Origin of the sequence: Brevundimonas sp. UBA7506, from assembly GCF_002479495.1 — a bacterium.
Lineage (GTDB): Bacteria > Pseudomonadota > Alphaproteobacteria > Caulobacterales > Caulobacteraceae > Brevundimonas.
On record NZ_DLNQ01000015.1, the window covers coordinates 640,259 to 658,253 of the forward strand.

Consider the following 17,995-nt stretch of genomic DNA (forward strand, 5'->3'; position numbering starts at 1 on the left):
GCTCCTAAGCGTCGATGCCCGCGCGGCTATCCGTGAAGAAGTACAGATTCGAGTCGTCGTAGAGTCGCTCGACAGCGCCCTTCCGTTCTAGGCCCGAGAAGGCTGATTTCACGGAATCGGCGTCTTGGAGTCCCGGATATAGTTCCGGGAACTGCTTGGTGAAGAGCCCGATGCGCCAAGGGTCAAACCCATCCGAGCGTGAGTCAGGTCCGAAATCGAAATCGACTTCGACACCGTCGCGTTCTACCCAACAGCCGATGCCGTGAATCTGATACTCGCCAACGGTAGGTAGAGAACCGCGTCGAGGGATCGTATTTTCGATGCAGGCCCTCAGGATGTCGCGGCGGCCCGCATCAGTTTCAAAAGCGGCGAGGCTTTCTTCAACGGCCTTCTGGTAGGCGTGGATGGCTTCGTTCAGCTCTGTGGCCGACGCCAGAGCGACCTCATCCATGGTGCTTAACTCCGCACTCCTGCTCGATGCTCGTCAGCGCCCGGCTGGCGAACTCCAGTTCGCGCTTCTGCGTCAGACCCTCGGGATAGAAGACCCCGCGCCAAGGCTCGAAGGTCCAGCCGCCGACGCCGATGTGGATGGAACCTGTCATGGCCGAGCCTCCTGGGATGCGGGTTTCTTCATGCACCCGACGCGGGTCGGCGGGCAACCGCGCGCAGCGTCAGGACGCGCCGGCCGCGGCGGCGGCCATGCGGGCGGGGTTCAGAATGCTAAGTCCAGCCAGGAAGAGATAGAGGGCGATGTGCAGACCCACGGTCAGCGCGAACACCCAGGCCCGTCGCGTCAGGGCGGCCGGAATGACCAGGACCAGATAGATGGCCATGTTGAAGGCGTAGCTGCCGGCGATCAGCGCGCCGTGGGTCTTGGGCAGGCTCATCCAGATCGAGCCGCTCATCATCATCAGGTTGGCCAGGACCAGCAACAGCATGATGGCGCGCTTGTTGGCCCAGAAGTGGGCGTCCAGATCCTGCACTTCGTCATCCGGCTCGGGGAAGATCAGGCTGGTGGCGACGAAATAGACCGTGGCCACGACCAGGCCCGCGATCAGAAGACCATAGCTGTAGGGGGCGGTGCTGAAATTGGTCCAGGCCGCGTCCCAGAAGGTGGCGATGTCCAGGGCGACGAAGGCCGCCAGCACCGGCGTCTTCCAGCCGACCTTCACGGTCTTGCGGTGCTTGAAGGCCCGCGCGACCCCGGTGGCGATCACCGACACCGAAAGGCCCAGCACCAGACCATAGAAGCTGAAGAAGAATTCGAATGCGCTCATGTCGGCCCCCCGCTGTACCGCTTAGGGCTTGGGCGCTTTCTCGTCCATGTCGCGGGGCGGCGAGGCCTCGCTTTCGTCGGCCGGCTTCTTGCCGCCCCCGAACTTGATGACGCCGAAACCGAGCGCCAGGCCCAGCAGCAGGCCGATCGCCATGTTGTCGATCAGGGCGCCGAGGATGACGCCGATGATCAGCCCCATGGGAAGGCCCACGACCACGGTTTTCTTCATCACGCACCCCCTGCGATTCCGGCCGAGCCGAAGAGGTCGCATCAACGGCGCGACGGCGCCTTTCGTCAAGCGCGCAGGAGTGGCGTGCGGTGCGGTCGGGGTCTATAGCGCCGCTGTCGTGGGAGAACTGTGCGCGTGCCGGAACTGACGCCTGAGATCATCGCCCTTCTTGGTCTGGCGTCGGTGATCGCCGGCTTTATCGACGCCATCGCGGGCGGCGGGGGGCTGATCTCCCTGCCGGCCCTGCTGTCTGTGGGTCTGAACCCGGTCGCCGCCATCGCCACCAACAAGGTTCAGGGCAGCGTCGGCACGGCCTCGGCCCTGTGGAACTTCTGGCGAAAAGGCCGCGTCGATTTCCGCCTGATCCGCTGGCCCCTGGCCCTGGTCGGCGTCGGGGCGGGGCTGGGGGCCTTCGCCGTGACGCTGGTGGACACGCGCTGGCTGATGATTGTCCTGCCGGTTCTGCTGATCGGCATCGCCCTCTATTTCCTGCTGGGGCCCAAGGCGTCTGACGAGGACGCTCATGCGCGGCTGACGCCGCTGGCCTATGCCTTCGTGGCGGGCGGGATCGGTTTCTATGACGGCTTCTTCGGGCCCGGCACCGGCTCCTTCTTCGCCCTCAGTCTGGTCATGCTGCTGGGCATGGGGCTGACGCGCGCCACGGCCCATACCAAGGCGCTGAACCTGATGAGCAATGTCGTCGGCATCGTGGTGCTGGCGGTTGGCGGACACGTGGTCTGGACGCTGGCGGGCATCATGGCCGTGGGCCAGTTCGTCGGCGGGCGGATGGGCTCGCACGCGGCCATGCGCTTCGGCCCGCGCCTGATCCGGCCCCTGCTGGTGGTCATCTCCCTGGCCATCACCGCGCGGCTGCTGTCCGACCCGGCCAACCCGTTGCGGGTCATGATGACCGGCTGGTTCGGCTAGGTCGGCGTCAGCATCGTCAGGGCGGTCAGCAGGTCGCGGGCGGTGACCGGCTTGGCCAGGTGCAGGTCGGCGCCGGCCTCGCGGGCGGCGTCGCGATGCTCGGCCATGGCGTTGGCGCTCAGCATCAGGATCGGCGTGCGCGGGGCGTTCGGCCGCTCGGCCTCCATGGCGCGGATGGCGCGGGTGGCGCTCAGCCCGTCCATGCGCGGCATCTGCATGTCCATCAGCACCACGTCGAAGCTTCCGCTCTCGCAGGCGGCGACGGCCTGGGCGCCGTCCTCGACCGTGACCAGTTCGGCGACATGGCCCGCCAGGATCAACTGGACGACGCGCTGATTGACCGGGTGGTCCTCGGCCAGAAGGACGCGCAGCCCTCGCGACGGTTGGGGGGCGACGGCCTCGCGGGCGTCATAGTCCCTCAGGCTTCGGGCGCGGGGCAGGGGCAGTTCGACGCGGAACCGGCTGCCGACGCCGGGCGTCGAGGCCCCCTCGATGCGCCCGCCCATCATCTCGGTCAGCGAGCGGCAGATCGACAGGCCCAGACCCGTGCCGCCGAAGCGCCGGGTGATGGAGGCGTCGGCCTGGCTGAAGCGCTGGAACAGCTGGGCGGCGTGATCGGCGTCAAAGCCGACGCCCGTGTCCTCGACCTCGAAGCTCAGCAGGGTCGGGGCCCCGTCGTTCTCGGACAGGGCGAAGCGGACGGTGACGGCGCCCTGGTTGGTGAACTTGACGGCGTTGGACAGCAGATTGCCCAGGATCTGGTTGATGCGGACGCTGTCGCCGATGAAGGCCCCGCGCGCGTTCTCGGCGCGATCGACGTGGAAGCCCAGCCCCTTGTCCTCCGCCCGCATCCGCAGGGTGTCCAGCGGGGCGGCCAGGGCCTCGTCCAGATCGAACGGCCGCAGTTCCAGCTCCAGCTTGCCGGCTTCGATGCGCGAGACGTCCAGCATGTCCGAGACCAGCCGTTCCAGCGTCACGCCCGAGGTGCTGATCAACCCCACCATCTCGGCCTGCTCGGGCGCCAGATCGGTACGCGACAGGGCGTCGACGATGCCGATCACGCCGTTCAGAGGCGTGCGGATCTCGTGGCTCATATTGGCGAGAAAGTCGGACTTGGCGCGGTTGGCGGCTTCGGCGGCGGCCTTGGCCTCGATCAGGGCCTGTTCGGCGGCCATCTTGGCGGTGACGTCGCGGGCTACGGCGTAGATGCGGTCGCCGAACTTGCGCGCCCGCCATTCCAGGGTGACGTAGTGGCCGTCGCGGTGCCGGTAGCGGTTGACGTGGCCCTTGACCGGGGCGTCGGGGCGGCGGGTCTCGACCTCGGCCACGCTGTCGAGAGTGGCTGGCAGGTCGTCGGGGTGAACCAGGGTCAGGATGGCCAGTCCGACCAGATCTTCCGGTTCATAACCGAGAGTCGCGGCCCAGGAGGCGCTGACCCGTACGATGATCCCCTGCAGGTCGCGTATGACCAGCAGGTCCAGGGACACGTCGAAGAAGGTCGCCAGGTCGGCGGCCTCGTCGCGGGTCGACTGCGGCTTTCCCGTCAAGGAGGGGGCGGCCGTGGCGATGGTCATGGGCGATCCTTGCGTACTCGCCGTCATGTCTAAAGGTCGCCGGTTAAGGCCGCATTTCCATCGTGTGACAGGGGGGCGTGGGCAGGCGGATCAGTAGGCGAAGTCGCGATAGATGCGGCTGACGTCGCCCTGCCACTCGCCATGGTACAGCTCCAGCAGACGGTCGGCGGGGGTCACGCCGCTGTCGGCGATGTCTTCCAGTTCCGACAGATAGCCGCGCTCGTCGACCATGCCGCCGCTGAAGCGTGCGCGGTTCTTCAGGCCGTGCTTGGCGATCTCGACCAGGTCGACGGCGATGTCGCGCACGCTGCGGCCCGCCACCTCGGCCTTGAGGCCCAGACGGGTCACGTCGCGGCGCAGACGCTCGTGGTCGGCGATGTCCCAGTCCTTGCACAGGTCCCAGGCGGCGGCCAGAGACGGCGCGTCGTAGAGGACGCCGGCCCACAGGGCGGGCAGGGCGCAGATGCGGCTCCACGGACCGCCGTCGGCGCCGCGCATCTCCAGATACTGTTTCAGGCGCACTTCGGGGAAGAGGGTGGTCAGGTGGTCGGCCCAGTCCTTGGCCGTGGCGCGCTCGCCCGGCAGGGCGTCCAGACCCTCGGTCATGAACGTGCGGAACGACTGACCCGACAGATCGACATACTTCTCGCCGCGCTTGGCGAAATACATGGGGGTGTCCAGCGCATAGTCGGCGTAGCGCTCGTAGCCGAAGCCGTCGGCGAAGACGAAGTCCAGCATGCCGGTGCGGTCGGGGTCGGTGTCGGTCCAGACATTGGCCCGCGCCGACAGGAAGCCGTTGGGCTTGCCTTCGGTAAACGGCGAACAGGCGAACAGGGCCGTGGCGATGGGCTGAAGCGCCAGCGAGGTGCGGAACTTCATCACCATGTCGGCTTCTGAATCAAAGTCGAGATTGGCCTGGATGGTGCAGGTGCGCAGCATCATGTCGAGGCCCAGCGAACCCTTCTTGGGCATATAGGCGCGCATGATGCCGTAGCGGCCCTTGGGCATCACCGGCACGTCCTCGCGCCGCCACAGGGGATCGAAACCGGCGCCGAGGAAGCCGAGGTTCAGCTGGTCGGCGACCTGCTTGACCTCCATCAGATGCTGGCCGGTTTCCGAACAGATGTCGTGGATGGTCTGCAGCGGGGCGCCCGACAGCTCGAACTGGCCGCCCGGCTCCAGACTGATCGAGGCGGTGAAGCCCTCGGCGTTCTTGCGCTCCAGGGCGATGACGTGGCCGGCTTCCTCGACCGGCGACCAGCCGAAGCGTTGCAGCCCCGTCAGCATGGCCAGGATGCCGTTCTCGCCCTCATAGGCGGGGCGGCGCAGGGTGGACTTGTCGAAGCCGAACTTCTCGTGCTCGGCCCCGATGCGCCACTGGTCGGCGGGCTTCTCGCCCTTCGACATGGCGTGGATCAGTTGCTCTTTCGAAAGCGGCGCCGTGTCGGACATCTGTAACCCCTGCTGTCGCGGCTAGATGGGCGAGGATACGGCCCCGCTCAAGAGGCAAGGCGATAAACTTCTATCGTTCCCAGTCGCCGACAGCCGCCTGCCAGAGGGTCAAGGCGGCGATGGCGGCGGTGTCGGCGCGCAGGATGCGCGGGCCCAGAGACACGGCGGTGGTGAAGGGGAGGCTACGCAGCCGCTCGCCTTCCTCCGGCGAGAAGCCGCCCTCGGGGCCGATCAGGATGGCCCACTTGCCACCGCCCGCAGCGGTCAGGGCCGAGACGGCGGGCGCGCCGCCGGTCTCGTCGCAGAACATCAGGCGACGCGAGGCGTCCCAGCCGTCCAGCAGGGCGTCCAGTTTCACCGGATCATCGACCAGAGGGACGTCCAGCCGCCCGGTCTGCTCGGCAGCTTCTTCCGCGATGGCGTCCAGACGATCGAGCCGCAGCCGGTCGGCGTTGGTGCGATGGGTCAGGACCAGGCGGACGCGCGCCGCGCCCAGTTCGGTCGCCTTTTCGACGATGGTCTCGATCCGCGCCTTCTTCACCACGGCGACGATCAGTTCCAGATCGGGGCCGTGGGTCTGTTCGCGCACCTGCTCCTCGGCGCGCAGGATGACGCCCTTCTTCAGCACCTCGGCCACGCTGGCGCGCCATTCGCCGTGGCGGCCGTTGAAGACCAGCAGGTCGTCGCCCGCCTTCAGCCGCATCACCTGGGTCAGGTAGCGCGACTGATCGAGGGTCGGAGCGACGGCGTGGCCGGGGGCGAGGTCTGAAGTAACGTGAAGGCGTATCATTTTTTCCGCTCATCCCCGCGGAAGCGGGGACCCAGTGAGAGCCTCAGAACAGGTCGTTGAACAGATCGCGCCAACCCGGATTGGTTCGCTCGATGAGTTCCAGTTTCCAGACGCGATTCCATTTCTTGATCTGGCGTTCGCGAATGAAGGCGTCGTGCCGGGTCGGATGAAGTTCGTACCAGACCAGAACGGCGCACCCATACTTGGCCGAAAAGCCTCTGAACACCTTTTCGCGGTGCTGCGACGTGCGTTCGACGATGTCGTCGGTCGAGCCGGTGTAGAGGGCGCCGTTCCGCCCGTTGGCGACGATATAGGTGAAGAAGGCCACGATCTGCCCCGCAAAAGGACTGGGTCCCCGCTTTCGCGGGGATGAGCGGGTAAGGTAACGCAGTTACTTTCTATGTCAGCCGGTCGCGCTGGGCGGGCCAGACGGGGGGCAGGTCGGTCTGGCCCTGGGCGTGGCGCAGTTCGCGTTCCAGCATCCGGCTCATGGCGTCCAGCGGCAGGTCGTTGGGATCGTCGCCGAAGGGGTCTTCCAGTTCGTCGCCCAGGGCGTCCAGACCGAAGAAGGTGTAGGCGACCAGCAGCGACACAGCCATCGTCCACCACCCCAGAGCGGGCGCCAGGGCGAAGGGCAGCATCAGGCAGAAGGCATGGGCCGTCCGGTGCAGCAGAAGCGCATAGGCGAAGGGCAGGGGCGTGGTCTTGATCCGCTCGCAGCCGGCCAGGACATGGCTCATCTCGGTCAGCCGCAACTCCAGCACCGAATAGCGGATCGGGTCGATCAGGCCGTCGCGCAGCAGTTCGGCGCACTGGCGGCCCACGCCGGTCAGGGCGGCGTCAGTGGCGTGGGGCGCGGGCTCGACCGGCGTCCAACGGGCGATCTCGCCCGTCTCGTCGCGGTCGCGCAGGCGGGCGGCCAGGCCGAAGACGAAGCCGCCCATCCCGTTCAGCATGGGCGTGCGGCGCTCCTCGGGCAGCAGGGCCGTCTGGCGGATGAAAGAGCGGACGGCGATGATCAGCTCGCCCCACAGCTTGCGCGCCTCCCACCAGCGGTCATAGCAGGCGTTGTTGCGAAAGCTCATGAAGATGGACAGGGCCAGCCCGATCAGGGCGAAGGGCGCCGCCGCCAGATGCACCGGCAGGTCGGGTCGCGCGCGATGCAGCAGAACCGCCGCCACGGTGATGCCGACGGTCAGGGCCAGCCGCCCGACCACGCGCGGCAGGATGGACCCGTTGATGGCGAACAGGATTTCCAGCGGGCCGGGGCGGGAGCGGACGATCATGCGCCTCCAATACCGCCCCGGCAGCCTCCTTTACAGGGTGCGCGCGATCAGCAGCTTCATGATCTCGTTGGTGCCGCCATAGATGCGCTGGACGCGGGCGTCCTTGTAGAGCTGGGCGATCGGATACTCGTTCATGTAGCCGTAGCCGCCGAACAGCTGCAGCATCTCGTCGATGGTCTCGCCCTGGATGTCCGTCACCCAGTATTTGGCCATGGAGGCGGTGGCGGCGTCCAGCTGGCCCTTCAGGTGTAGGCCAATGCAGTGGTCGACGAAGACCTTGGCCACCGTCAGCTTGGTCTTGACCTCGGCCAGCTTGAACTGGGTGTTCTGGAAGTCGATCACCCGCTTGCCGAAGGCCTTGCGCTGCTTGACGTAGTCCAGCGTCGCTTCCAGCCCCCGCTCGGCGGCGGCCACGCCCTGCACGGCGATGTTCAGGCGCTCCTGCGGCAGTTGCTGCATCAGCTGGACGAAGCCCTGGCCCTCGCCGCCGCCGATGGCGTTTTCCAGCGGCACCTTGACGTCGTTGAAGAAGAGCTCGGAGGTGTCGTTGGCCTCCATGCCGATCTTGTGCAGGTTGCGGCCGCGCTCGAAGCCTTCGGCGCCGTCGGTCTCGACCACGATCAGCGATGTGCCCTTGGCGCCTTCGGCGGGGTCGGTCTTGGCGACGACGATGATGAAGTTGGCCAGCTGGCCGTTGGTGATGAAGGTCTTGGAGCCGTTCAAGACGTAGTGGTCGCCTAGCTTGACGGCGGTGGTCTTGACGCCTTGCAGGTCGGAACCGGCGCCCGGCTCGGTCATGGCGATGGCGCCGACCAGTTCGCCAGACGCCAGGCGCGGCAGCCAGCGCGCCTTCTGCTCGGCCGTGCCGTAGTGCCAGACGTAGGGCATGACGATGGCGTTGTGCAGCGAGATGCCGAAGTGGTCCGCGCCCTTCCAGCCCAGCTGGCGCATCAGCACGACCTCGTGGCGATAGTCGCCGCCGAAGCCGCCGTCTTCTTCCGGTAGGCTGAGGCCCAGCAGGCCGGCGTCGCCCGCGTCGTTCCACAACTGACGCGGCACCGAGGAGGCGGCGATCCACTGCTGGAACTTCTCGGGCGGGGCGTGCTCGTCGATCCATTTGCCGACGCTGTCCGAGAAGAGGGTGATCTCCTCGTCCTGCATGAAGTCGGGGTCGGGAGTGTTGAGCACGTTCATGGCAGGCTCCGCGATCAAGCCCTTCCCCCTTGATGGGGGAAGGGTTGGGATGGGGGTGAGGCGGTTGAAGCGTGTGGCGCTATCGAAGTTTCATCCCGATGCGCTGTCACCCCCAACCCCGGCCCTTCCCCCATCAAGGGGGAAGGGAGAAGGCGTCAGAAGGCCTCGGCGGGCATCTGCATCAGCACCTCGGCGCCGGTCTTCAGCTTGGCCAGGTGGGCGGCGGCGTCGGGCAGGATGCGCTCGACGAAGTACTGCCCGGTCTGCAGCTTGGTCACGTAATAGGGATCGGCGTCGCCGGCGGCGATCTTGGCCTGGGCCGACTTCGCCATCTGCGCCCACATATAGGCCAGGGCCGTCAGGCCGAAGATGTGCAGGTAGTCGGTCGAGGCGGCGGCGGCGTTGTCCGGGTTGGCCATGCCGTTCTGCATCAGCCACATGGTGCCGTCCTGCAGCTTCTTCTTGGTGTCGGCCAGGCCGTCGACGAAGGGCTTGATGGCCTCGTCGGCGCCGTTCTCGGCCACGAAGGCGTCGATGTCGGCGAACCAGCTCATGATGGCGCGGCCACCGTTCGACGGCAGCTTGCGACCCACCAGGTCCAGCGCTTGGATGCCGTTGGTGCCCTCATAGATCATGGTGATGCGCGCATCGCGCAGATACTGCGAGGCGGGGAAGTGCTCGGTATAGCCCGAGCCGCCGTGGACCTGCATGGCCAGGCTGGCGACGTGGAAGCCCTTGTCGGTCAGATAGGCTTTCAGCACGGGCGTGATCAGGCCCATGTAGTCCTTGGCCTTGGTCGCCGTGGCTTCGTCCGAGGACTTCTGCAGGTCGGCTTGCAGGGCGGTCCACAGGATGAAGGCGCGACCGCCTTCGACGAAGGCTTTCGACTCCAGCAGCATCCGGCGCACGTCGGGGTGGACCATGATGGGGTCGGCGGGGCCGTCCGGGTTCTTGGCGCCGGTCAGGGCGCGGCCCTGCAGGCGGTCGTTGGCGAACTCGACGGCGGCCTGATAGGCGGCGTCGCCGATGGCCAGACCCTGCAGGCCGGTGCCGAGGCGGGCCTCGTTCATGACCACGAACATGTTGTTCATGCCCCGGCCTTCTTCGCCGATCAGCCAGCCCTTGGCGTTCTCATAGGCCATGACGCAGGTGGCGTTGCCGTGGATGCCCATCTTGTGCTCGAGGCCGGCGCAGGAGACGCCGTTGCGCTCGCCAATGGAGCCGTCCTCGTTCACGAGGAACTTGGGCACGACGAACAGCGACAGGCCCTTGATGCCCGGAACCGCGCCTTCGACGCGGGCCAACACGGTGTGGATGATGTTGTCGGCGAAGTCGTGCTCGCCCGCCGAGATCCAGATCTTCTGGCCGGTGATGGAGTAGCTGCCGTCGCCGTTCGGCACGGCCTTGGTGCGGACCATGCCCAGGTCGGTGCCGCACTGCGGCTCGGTCAGGTTCATGGTGCCGGTCCATTCGCCGGTCGCCATCTTCGGCAGATAGGTCTGCTTCAGCTCATCCGAGGCCGAGGCCTCGATGCCGTGATAGGCGCCCGCCGTCAGACCGGGATACATGGAGAAGGCCGCCGAGGCCGCCGCCGTGAACTGACCCACCGCCATGGACACGATCGAGGGCAGGCCCTGACCGCCGTATTCCGTGCCGAAGGCCAGGCTGGTCCAGCCGGCCTCGACCATCTGGTGATAGGCTTCCTTCCAGCCCTTGGGCGTGGTGACCACGTCGCCTTCGATATGGCAGCCTTCCTGATCGCCCGGACGGTTGATCGGGGCGATGACCTCCTCGGCGAACTTGCCGCCTTCCTCGATGATCTGGTCGATCAGGTCGCGCGACAGATCGGCGTCGGCGAAGTGGTTGGCGTAGCGTTCGACCTCCAGCACGTCGTGCAGGACGAAGGACAGGTCGCGGACAGGCGCCTTGTAGGCCATGATCAGGCTCTCGCTTTGAAGGGCTGGAATTGATTGTCGGGGTTGAGCCGTTCGCTCAGCAGGCTGGCGTATTCGTCCGCCCCCGGCAGCAGGTCGGGACGGTGTTCGCCCAGCTTGGACTCCATCCAGGCGCAGGCCTCTTCGGCCGTCTGGATGGCGCCCTCGATGTCTTCGAGTTGTTGCTTCAGCGCCTCGACCTGGGCGCGGTGACGGCGCAGGGCCACGGCCATCTGATGGACGTTGTGGTCCTTGCGGTCATACAGATCCAGCATCTCCTGGATCTCCTGCAGGGTGAAGCCGATGCGGCGGCCCCGCAGGATCAGCTTCAGCCGGGCGCGGTCGCGGCTGTCATAGACGCGCGTCTGGCCCTTGCGGGCCGGGGTCAGCAGGCCCTTGTCCTCATAAAAGCGCAGGGCGCGCGCGGTCGCCCCGAACTCGCGGCACAGGTGCCGGATGGAATAGGTGCGGTGATCGTCTGCGGTCGCCATGCGCCACTCATAACTTGACGCGGACGTAAAGGGAAGCTTCTCGCTGAGGCGTTCGACAAGTTGTGAACGCGGCGGGAGGCCAAACGCAAATCGGCCGCGGAGAGCTTGCGCCCGCCGCGGCCGATCCGGGGAGGAAAAATTGTCAGGCGATCAGTGGCGGCGGAACCAGAAGACCGGCGCCGTGATGGCGATCAGGAAGAGGTTGGTCAGGGCCAGGCCGATGTCCAACTCCGTGGCGTGCAGGATCAGCATGATGCTTTGCAGCGCCAGCAGGCCGACGCTTGCGGTCAGCAACAGCGGGCGACCGAAGCGCCAGGAGATCAGCGGGGCCAGCATCATGACCGCCAGGACGATCTCGACCACGCCCAGGCCGCGCACGAAGTTGACGCTGGCCATGGCAGGCCAGTGCATCAGCACGGTCAGGTTCTCCATCGACTCCGTCAGCTTGGCGTAGCCGGCGGCTATGAAGAACATCGCGATCCAGCCCTGGAAGGTCCACAGGGTCAGGTTCAGGTAATCGGCTTTTGCGCGGGATCGGGGCGTCAAGGTGGTCGAGGTCATGGTCGAAACCGGGGAGGTTTGATTGGTAACAGTTGCTAGATCAGATTGCGGGGTCCCGTCGTCAAGGAACTGTAACAATCTGTGAACCGGGGTAGGCGCGACCTGCGGCGACGGCGTGGCTGAAACCACAATTCCCCGTAATCCGACGGTGATCGTCAAAAGGCATTAGGCCGCGCGAAGCGGTCTGTCAACGCTTGATGACATCAACTGATGACATGAGGTGTCGGTGTAACAAAATCCGCTCATCCCCGCGGAGGCGGGGAGCCAGTGAGAGCTTCACGCGCAGCCCGCGACCGAGAACTAAGCGTCACGCCCTCGGCCAAAGATCTGGGTCCCCGCCTCCGCGGGGATGAGCGGAATTATAGGGCCCAAGCGATCCGAGCCGCCTCCAGGCGGGCCAGCTTGGCGTACAGCGGCGACCAGTCGTCGCCCTGATCGATCGCCGACCAGATAGCCTCGACCTCGTCGATCAGCATTTCCTCGGACTCGGCGGCGGCGAACATCGGATGCTCCAGCCGCTCGGGCCGGTCGGGCTCGTGCTCCAGCAGGGCGAAGCGGAAGGCGTCGAAGGCCTCGCCCTGATAGGCCTTGCCGCGCACGCCGCCCAGCGCCCGCGCGCCGGAGCTGAAGCCGCCGAACCAGTCGAAGAAGAGGGGCTCCCAACGCAGGGCCTCCCCCTTGTCGCGCAGCAGGGCCAGGCTTGCGTCCAGCAGTCTCTGGTCCGCCGCCTCGCCCAGGCTCTTGACCCCCAACCGGTTCAGGAAGGCGGCGCGCAGATGGCGGATATAGGCCGGGCCAAAGCCGTTCAGCGCCTCGGTCAGGGCCGCGACCTGCGGCTCGCTGTCGGCGATCAGCTTCAGGCATCCGGCCAACTGGGTCAGGTTCCAGAACACGGCCTCGGGCTGGCGCGCGAAGGCGTAGAGGCCCGAGTTGTCGAAATAGGCGGCGGTGAAGCCGGGCTCATAGTGGGGCAGGAAGCGCCACGGGCCATAGTCGAAGCTCTCGCCCGTCACGTTCAGATTATCGGTGTTCAGCACCCCGTGGACGAAGCCGGCGGAAATCCACTTGGCCGTCAGCCGCGCCGAGGCCTCGACCACGGCGGCCAGGAAGCCGGGCGCGTCGCCGGTCGCGACGGACGGATGATACAGGCTGCGGGCGTGCTCCAGCAGGACCTCGATCTGATCCTTGCGGCCATAATAGGCGGCGCGCTGGAAGGTGCCGAAACGGATGTGGCTGTGCGACAGCCGCACCATGACCGCCGAGCGGGTGGGCGAGGGCTCATCGTTCCGTTCCAACGCCTCGCCGGTCTCGACCAGGGAAAGGATGCGGCAGGTCGGAACGCCCAGGCTTTCCAGCATGGCGGCGGCCAGAACCTCGCGCATCCCGCCCTTCAGCGTCAGCCGCCCGTCGCCCCGCCGCGACCAGGGCGTCTGGCCCGAGCCCTTGGTTCCCAGGTCGAGAAGTCGACCTGGAGGGGCGCTATCGCTCGCGACGCGGTCGCTCGCTGCTTGAGCGCCGCCCACCTCCCGCAGCTGCGCCGCCAGAAACCCGCGTCCGTCGCCGAGGTCGGGGTTGTAGGTGCGGAACTGGTGGCCGTGATAGCGCATGGCGACGGGGCCGGGCTGGCCGGGCAGGGGATGGAAACGGCCAAAAGAGCTCAGCCATTCGTCGTCGCTCAGCGTCTCCAGCCCGACGTCCGCCGCCGCACGGTCGTTGCGGACTCGCAGGATCGTTTGGGGGAAGTCCGCCGCCGACACCGGATCGCCGAAGTCGGGGCCGAGATCGAAGAAGCGCGGGTCGGGACGATAGGCGGGGGAGACGGGCATGAACTGGCAGATGCGCGCTCGTCGCTCGGTTCGCAACCGCAACATCGACGGTCGAGTTGGTCTTGAACCTGTGGGTGGGTCGGCTATTTTCAACAGCAGAGATCAGGCCCCGCTTCGCTTGTCGTGCGTCGGGGCCAGGCTGGCGCCGTCGTCCGACGCGCGAATCCGGTCAGGCGTCCGTCGATAACCTGACGCCACGACAGTCCTTTTGATTTCGGAGACCGCCGTGGCCAAGAAGCTCACGCTCGACTTTCTCAAGACCGAAGCCGGTTCCGGCGCGGTGCTCGGCCTCGCCGCCGTCGCCGCCCTGATCGTCGCCAACTCGCCTCTGTCCGCCGACTACTTCGCCTGGCTGAAGAGCGTCCACGTACTTCAAGTCGGCCCGCTGCGGCTGGAAGAGACGATCTCCGGCTGGATCAAGGAAGGCCTGATGGCGGTCTTCTTCCTCGTGGTGGGGCTGGAGATCAAATACGAGATACTCAGGGGCGAGCTGAGCAATCCCAAGAAGCTGGCCCTGCCGATCATCGCGGCCCTGGGCGGCATGGCGGTTCCGGGCCTGGTCTATCTGGCCGTCGCCGGGGCGCTGGGAGGGCCGTCGCAGGGCTGGCCTATCCCCCTGGCCACCGACATCGCCTTCGCCCTGGCCGTCTTCGCCATGGTGGGCAAGGGCCTGCCGTCATCGCTGCGGGTCTTCCTGCTGACCCTGGCCATCGTCGACGACCTCGGTGCCATCGCCCTGATCGCGGTCCTTTTCAGTCAGGGCGTGCAGTGGCTGCCGCTGCTGGGCGTGGCCGGGGTTCTGGCCGCCCTGGCCCTGATCGGCCGTCGCCGTCTGGCCGGCCCCTTCTGGGTCCTGGGCTTCGGCGCGGTCTGGTATCTGACGGTGATGTCGGGGCTGTCGACCTCGCTGACGGCGGTGGCCTTCGCCATGATCGTGCCGGTCGCGCCGCGTCCCGAGACCTCTCAAAGCCCGCTCAAGGAGGCGATGCACGACCTGCACCCCTATGTCGCCTTCCTGGTCCTGCCCCTGTTCGCCTTCGCCAAGGCGGGCGTGTCCTTCGCCGGTCTGTCGCTGGAGCAGGCCTTCGCGCCCCTGGTCGTCGCCATCGCGCTTGGCCTGTTCGTCGGCAAGCAGGTCGGCGTCTTCGGCGCCGCCTGGCTGGCTGCCAAGCTCAAGATCGGCGACAAGCCCTCCGGCGCCAGCTGGCTTCAGCTTTACGGCGTCAGCCTGCTGTGCGGCATCGGCTTCACCATGAGCCTGTTCATCGGCGTCCTGGCCTTCCCCGGCGCGGTGGATTCGCCCGTTCAGATCGAGGTCAAGCTGGGCGTTATCGGCGGATCGGTGCTCTCGGCCCTGGCGGCGGCGTTGATTCTGAACCTCGCGGCGCGACGTCAGCAACAAAGGCAAGCCGCCTCAACTGCCAAGATCTTGCAGTGAACGTTGATAATATTGACCTTGCGTAATCGATTTTTGTCGCTTTCTCGCCACACGTAGAGCGACGTTGGCTGAAATCGCCATTCGCAGCTTTGCGGCTTCTTGTCGCTTTCCCGACCCTGGCTTACCCCTGTTCATGGAGAATTCACGCCGTTCAATGAGCGTGGATCGACAGGGACAGGAATCGCCACGGTCGCCGCGGGCGGCCGGGCCACAGAGCCGGGGAGCCGCCATATGCGTTTCAACAACATCCTTCGCTGCACCGCGTCGGCCGCCGTCGTCGGCGTCGTCGCCTTCGGCTTCGCCGGCGCCGCCTCGGCCCAGGAGGGGCCGACGACGATCGACGACATCATCGTCACCGCGCAGAAGCGTGAACAGAACCTGCAGGACGTGCCGATCGTGGTCACGACCCTGTCGCAGGAGGCGCTGGACGGCGCGGGCGTGCGCGACATCAAGGATCTGCAGATCCTGACGCCGGGCATGACCGTCACCTCGACCCAGTCGGAAGCCTCGACCACGGCCCGTATCCGCGGCGTCGGCACGGTCGGCGACAACCCCGGCCTGGAAAGCTCGGTCGGCGTGGTCATCGACGGCGTCTATCGTTCGCGCAACGGCGTCGGCTTCGGCGACCTGGGCGAACTGAGCCGCATCGAGGTGCTGAAGGGACCGCAGGGCACCCTGTTCGGCAAGAACACCTCGGCCGGCGTCATCAACATCATCACCGAGGCGCCTTCGTTCACGCCGGGCTTCAACGCCGAGGCCACCTACGGCAACTTCAACGCCTGGGGCGTGGCCGGCTCGGTCACCGGCCCGATCACCGATCAGATCGCCGGTCGTCTGTATGTGGCCAAGCGCGAGCGCGACGGCTTCTATGACGTGGTCACCGGCGCCGGTCCCCGCACCGAGAAGGACGACCAGAACCAGAACTTCTGGACCGCGCGCGGCCAACTGCTGATCCTGCCGTCCGACGAGGTGTCGATCCGTCTGATCGCCGACTACTCCAAGCGCGACGAATACTGCTGCGTCTCGACCCAGGTGCGCACCGGCCAGACCTATGGCGCGGTCACGGCGGTCGGCGGCCAGCAGCAGCCTCCGGCGCCCGGCTTCGGCGCTCTGCCCTTCTCGCGCACGGCCTACGCCAACCGCAGCACCGCCCAGACCATGGAAGACATGGGCTTCTCGGCGGAAGCCAACATCGACATCCCCTCGTGGGATGCCACCCTGACCTCCGTCACTTCCTGGCGGAACTGGGAGGGCATCAACGCCATGGACCTCGACTATACGACGGCGGACCTGCTGTATCGTGTCGATGACGGCGGTTACGGCTTCGAACTGGACAACCTGACCCAGGAATTCCGCCTGGCGGGCTCGACTGACAAGCTGGACTGGCTGGTCGGCGTCTTCGCCACGCGTGAGAACATCAGCCGCAACGACAGCTACTGGTACGGCGCCGGCTATACGCCCTTCCTGTCGCTGCTGATCTCGTCGCAACTGAACGCCGGCACGGGCGGCGCCATTCCGCAGAGCGGTAATATCATCGGCTGTCTGACGCGGGCCGGCACCACCCCGACCTTCCTGGCGGGCTGCCTGCTGAACGGCGGCACCTCGACTTCGGGACCCCTGGCGCCGACCGGGCCGGGCTTCGGCGTCGGCCACGGGGTGCAGGACCACTATAGCCAGCGTTCAGACTCGCTGGCCCTGTTCACCAACAACACCTGGCATGTCACCGACCAGTTCGATGTGACCCTGGGCCTGCGCTACACCCAGGACAAGAAGCGCCTTCTGGGCGTGCAGGACAACCTGGGCGCCAATGGCGCGGCCTGCGGCGGCGCCCTGGGCAATGTCACCAACCTGACCAACGCCTTCATCGGCGCGGGTCTGACCCCGGCCGCGGCGGCCGCCAGCGCCCAGCGCGTCGCCGGCAACGTCTGCCTGCCCTGGGCCAACCCGCTGTTCGACAACCGTCGCATCTCGGAAGAGACCGACGACGGCGAGCTGAGCGGCACGATCAAGGCGGCCTATCGCTTCAACGACTCGGTCATGGCCTACGGCTCCTACGCCCGCGGCTACAAGTCGTTCGGCTATAACCTGGACCGCGTGCAGACGGGCATCACGCCGACCGCCTCGTTGCTGTTCCCCTCGGAAACCGTCGACAGCTTCGAACTGGGTCTGAAGAACACCCTGTTCAATCGTACGGTCCTGCTGAACCTCACCTACTTCAACCAGAAGTTCGAGGACTTCCAGCTCAACACCTTCCTGGGCACGGCCTTCGTGGTCGAATCCATCCCCGAGCTGAAGTCGCAGGGCTTCGACGCCGACTTCGTCTGGTTCACCCCGATCGAGGGCCTGTCGCTGAGCAGCGGCCTGACCTACACCGACACCAAGTACGGGGACTTCGTCGCCGCCGACCTGACCAACCCGGGCAACTTCCCGCAGCTGTCGCTGCTGCCCGGCGCGCGGGCGTCGTTCGCGCCGGAATGGTCGGCCACGGGTTCGGTCGCCTTTGATCGTTCGATCGGCTCGGGCCTGAAGGTCGGCTTCAACCTCTCGGCCAAGTACTCGACCGAATACAACACCGGTTCGGACCTGCTGCCCTACAAGATGCAGGACGCCTTCACCCTCGTGAACGGCCGCGTCACCCTGGGCTCGGAGGACGAGCGCTGGGCCCTGGACATCTGGGCGCAGAACCTGACGGACGAGGAGTACAAGCAGGTGGCGATCAACGCCCCGCTGCAAGGTTCGGCCTTCCAGACGACGGTCCAGCCGAACGGGACCTACTTCAACCCGGCCCTGGACACCCAGACCTACAACGCCTTCATGGGCCAGCCGCGCACCTACGGCGCCACCCTGCGCGTCAAATACTGATCGGCCTTCGCCCTCGCGGCGAGGTCAGGGCGGCCCGGAGCGATCCGGGCCGCCTTTTCTTTTGACGATCTGAGCCGGACCGATCTTCGGACCTTGGCGGAAAGCCTCCCCCGAGATCGCGCATGAAAAAGCCCCCGGAGATCGCTCTCCGGGGG

At 66.6% G+C, this 17,995-nt stretch carries 16 protein-coding genes and 1 pseudogene; 3 read left to right on the forward strand and 14 right to left on the reverse strand.

All coding sequences use genetic code 11. The features are described from left to right. Positions 1-4 precede the first annotated feature (4 nt). The 4 genes and pseudogenes from B3K53_RS15855 to B3K53_RS15870 all read right to left on the reverse strand — a co-directional run bounded on the left by B3K53_RS15855 (position 5) and on the right by B3K53_RS15870 (position 1,505). The gene (locus B3K53_RS15855; protein ID WP_292085578.1) at positions 5-451 is read right to left on the reverse strand and encodes a DUF6896 domain-containing protein; all 447 of its coding nucleotides are present in this window, start codon (positions 449-451) and stop codon (positions 5-7) included. A gap of 22 nt (positions 452-473) precedes the next feature. Beyond that, positions 474-602, reverse strand: a pseudogene (locus tag B3K53_RS15860) (DUF72 domain-containing protein); the annotation flags it as partial. Positions 603-671: 69 nt separating this feature from the next. Beyond that, positions 672-1,277, reverse strand: a complete 606-nt coding sequence (locus tag B3K53_RS15865; protein ID WP_292085579.1) for a hypothetical protein — start codon at positions 1,275-1,277, stop codon at positions 672-674. Between the two features lie 21 nt (positions 1,278-1,298). After that, entirely contained in the window at positions 1,299-1,505 is a 207-nt protein-coding gene (locus tag B3K53_RS15870; RefSeq protein WP_292085581.1) for a hypothetical protein, read from the reverse strand. Between the two features lie 135 nt (positions 1,506-1,640). Here B3K53_RS15870 and B3K53_RS15875 point away from each other — a divergent pair, with 135 nt between their 5' ends. Continuing rightward, positions 1,641-2,432, forward strand: a complete 792-nt coding sequence (locus tag B3K53_RS15875; RefSeq protein WP_292085582.1) for a TSUP family transporter — start codon at positions 1,641-1,643, stop codon at positions 2,430-2,432. Here B3K53_RS15875 and B3K53_RS15880 read toward each other — a convergent pair. The 10 genes from B3K53_RS15880 to B3K53_RS15925 all read right to left on the reverse strand — a co-directional run bounded on the left by B3K53_RS15880 (position 2,429) and on the right by B3K53_RS15925 (position 13,540). Further along, positions 2,429-4,006: an ATP-binding protein gene (locus B3K53_RS15880; RefSeq protein ID WP_292085583.1), complete on the reverse strand. Its 1,578-nt coding sequence runs from the start codon at positions 4,004-4,006 to the stop codon at positions 2,429-2,431. The two genes, B3K53_RS15875 and B3K53_RS15880, sit on opposite strands and share 4 nt — an antisense overlap. A gap of 90 nt (positions 4,007-4,096) precedes the next feature. Continuing rightward, positions 4,097-5,458 carry a glutamate--cysteine ligase gene (locus B3K53_RS15885; protein ID WP_292085585.1) on the reverse strand — a complete coding sequence of 454 codons (1,362 nt, stop codon included), beginning with the start codon at positions 5,456-5,458 and terminating at the stop codon, positions 4,097-4,099. A gap of 70 nt (positions 5,459-5,528) precedes the next feature. Continuing rightward, positions 5,529-6,248, reverse strand: a complete 720-nt coding sequence (locus tag B3K53_RS15890) for a 16S rRNA (uracil(1498)-N(3))-methyltransferase (RefSeq protein ID WP_292085586.1) — start codon at positions 6,246-6,248, stop codon at positions 5,529-5,531. Between the two features lie 43 nt (positions 6,249-6,291). Then, a complete protein-coding gene (locus tag B3K53_RS15895) occupies positions 6,292-6,576 on the reverse strand; it encodes a GIY-YIG nuclease family protein (protein WP_292085588.1) in 285 nt (94 codons plus the stop codon). A gap of 70 nt (positions 6,577-6,646) precedes the next feature. Beyond that, positions 6,647-7,534: a bestrophin family protein gene (locus B3K53_RS15900; RefSeq protein ID WP_292085590.1), complete on the reverse strand. Its 888-nt coding sequence runs from the start codon at positions 7,532-7,534 to the stop codon at positions 6,647-6,649. A gap of 30 nt (positions 7,535-7,564) precedes the next feature. Further along, entirely contained in the window at positions 7,565-8,728 is a 1,164-nt protein-coding gene (locus B3K53_RS15905; protein WP_292085591.1) for an acyl-CoA dehydrogenase family protein, read from the reverse strand. Positions 8,729-8,883: 155 nt separating this feature from the next. After that, a complete protein-coding gene (locus tag B3K53_RS15910) occupies positions 8,884-10,665 on the reverse strand; it encodes an acyl-CoA dehydrogenase C-terminal domain-containing protein (protein ID WP_292085592.1) in 1,782 nt (593 codons plus the stop codon). A 2-nt stretch (positions 10,666-10,667) separates the two neighbouring features. After that, on the reverse strand, positions 10,668-11,153 hold the full coding sequence (locus B3K53_RS15915; RefSeq protein ID WP_292085593.1) for a MerR family transcriptional regulator: 486 nt from the start codon (positions 11,151-11,153) through the stop codon (positions 10,668-10,670). A 150-nt stretch (positions 11,154-11,303) separates the two neighbouring features. Then, entirely contained in the window at positions 11,304-11,714 is a 411-nt protein-coding gene (locus B3K53_RS15920) for a DoxX family protein (protein ID WP_292085596.1), read from the reverse strand. A 359-nt stretch (positions 11,715-12,073) separates the two neighbouring features. Next, the gene (locus B3K53_RS15925) at positions 12,074-13,540 is read right to left on the reverse strand and encodes a protein adenylyltransferase SelO family protein (protein ID WP_292085598.1); all 1,467 of its coding nucleotides are present in this window, start codon (positions 13,538-13,540) and stop codon (positions 12,074-12,076) included. Between the two features lie 226 nt (positions 13,541-13,766). Between B3K53_RS15925 and nhaA the strand changes: the two genes are divergently transcribed. Together nhaA and B3K53_RS15935 are read left to right on the forward strand one after the other, a co-directional pair. Continuing rightward, complete coding sequence (gene nhaA / locus B3K53_RS15930; protein WP_292085599.1) at positions 13,767-14,978, forward strand: Na+/H+ antiporter NhaA; 1,212 nt, start codon at positions 13,767-13,769, stop codon at positions 14,976-14,978. Positions 14,979-15,209: 231 nt separating this feature from the next. Beyond that, positions 15,210-17,840: a TonB-dependent receptor gene (locus tag B3K53_RS15935; RefSeq protein WP_292085600.1), complete on the forward strand. Its 2,631-nt coding sequence runs from the start codon at positions 15,210-15,212 to the stop codon at positions 17,838-17,840. The last annotated feature ends 155 nt before the right edge of the window (positions 17,841-17,995 follow it).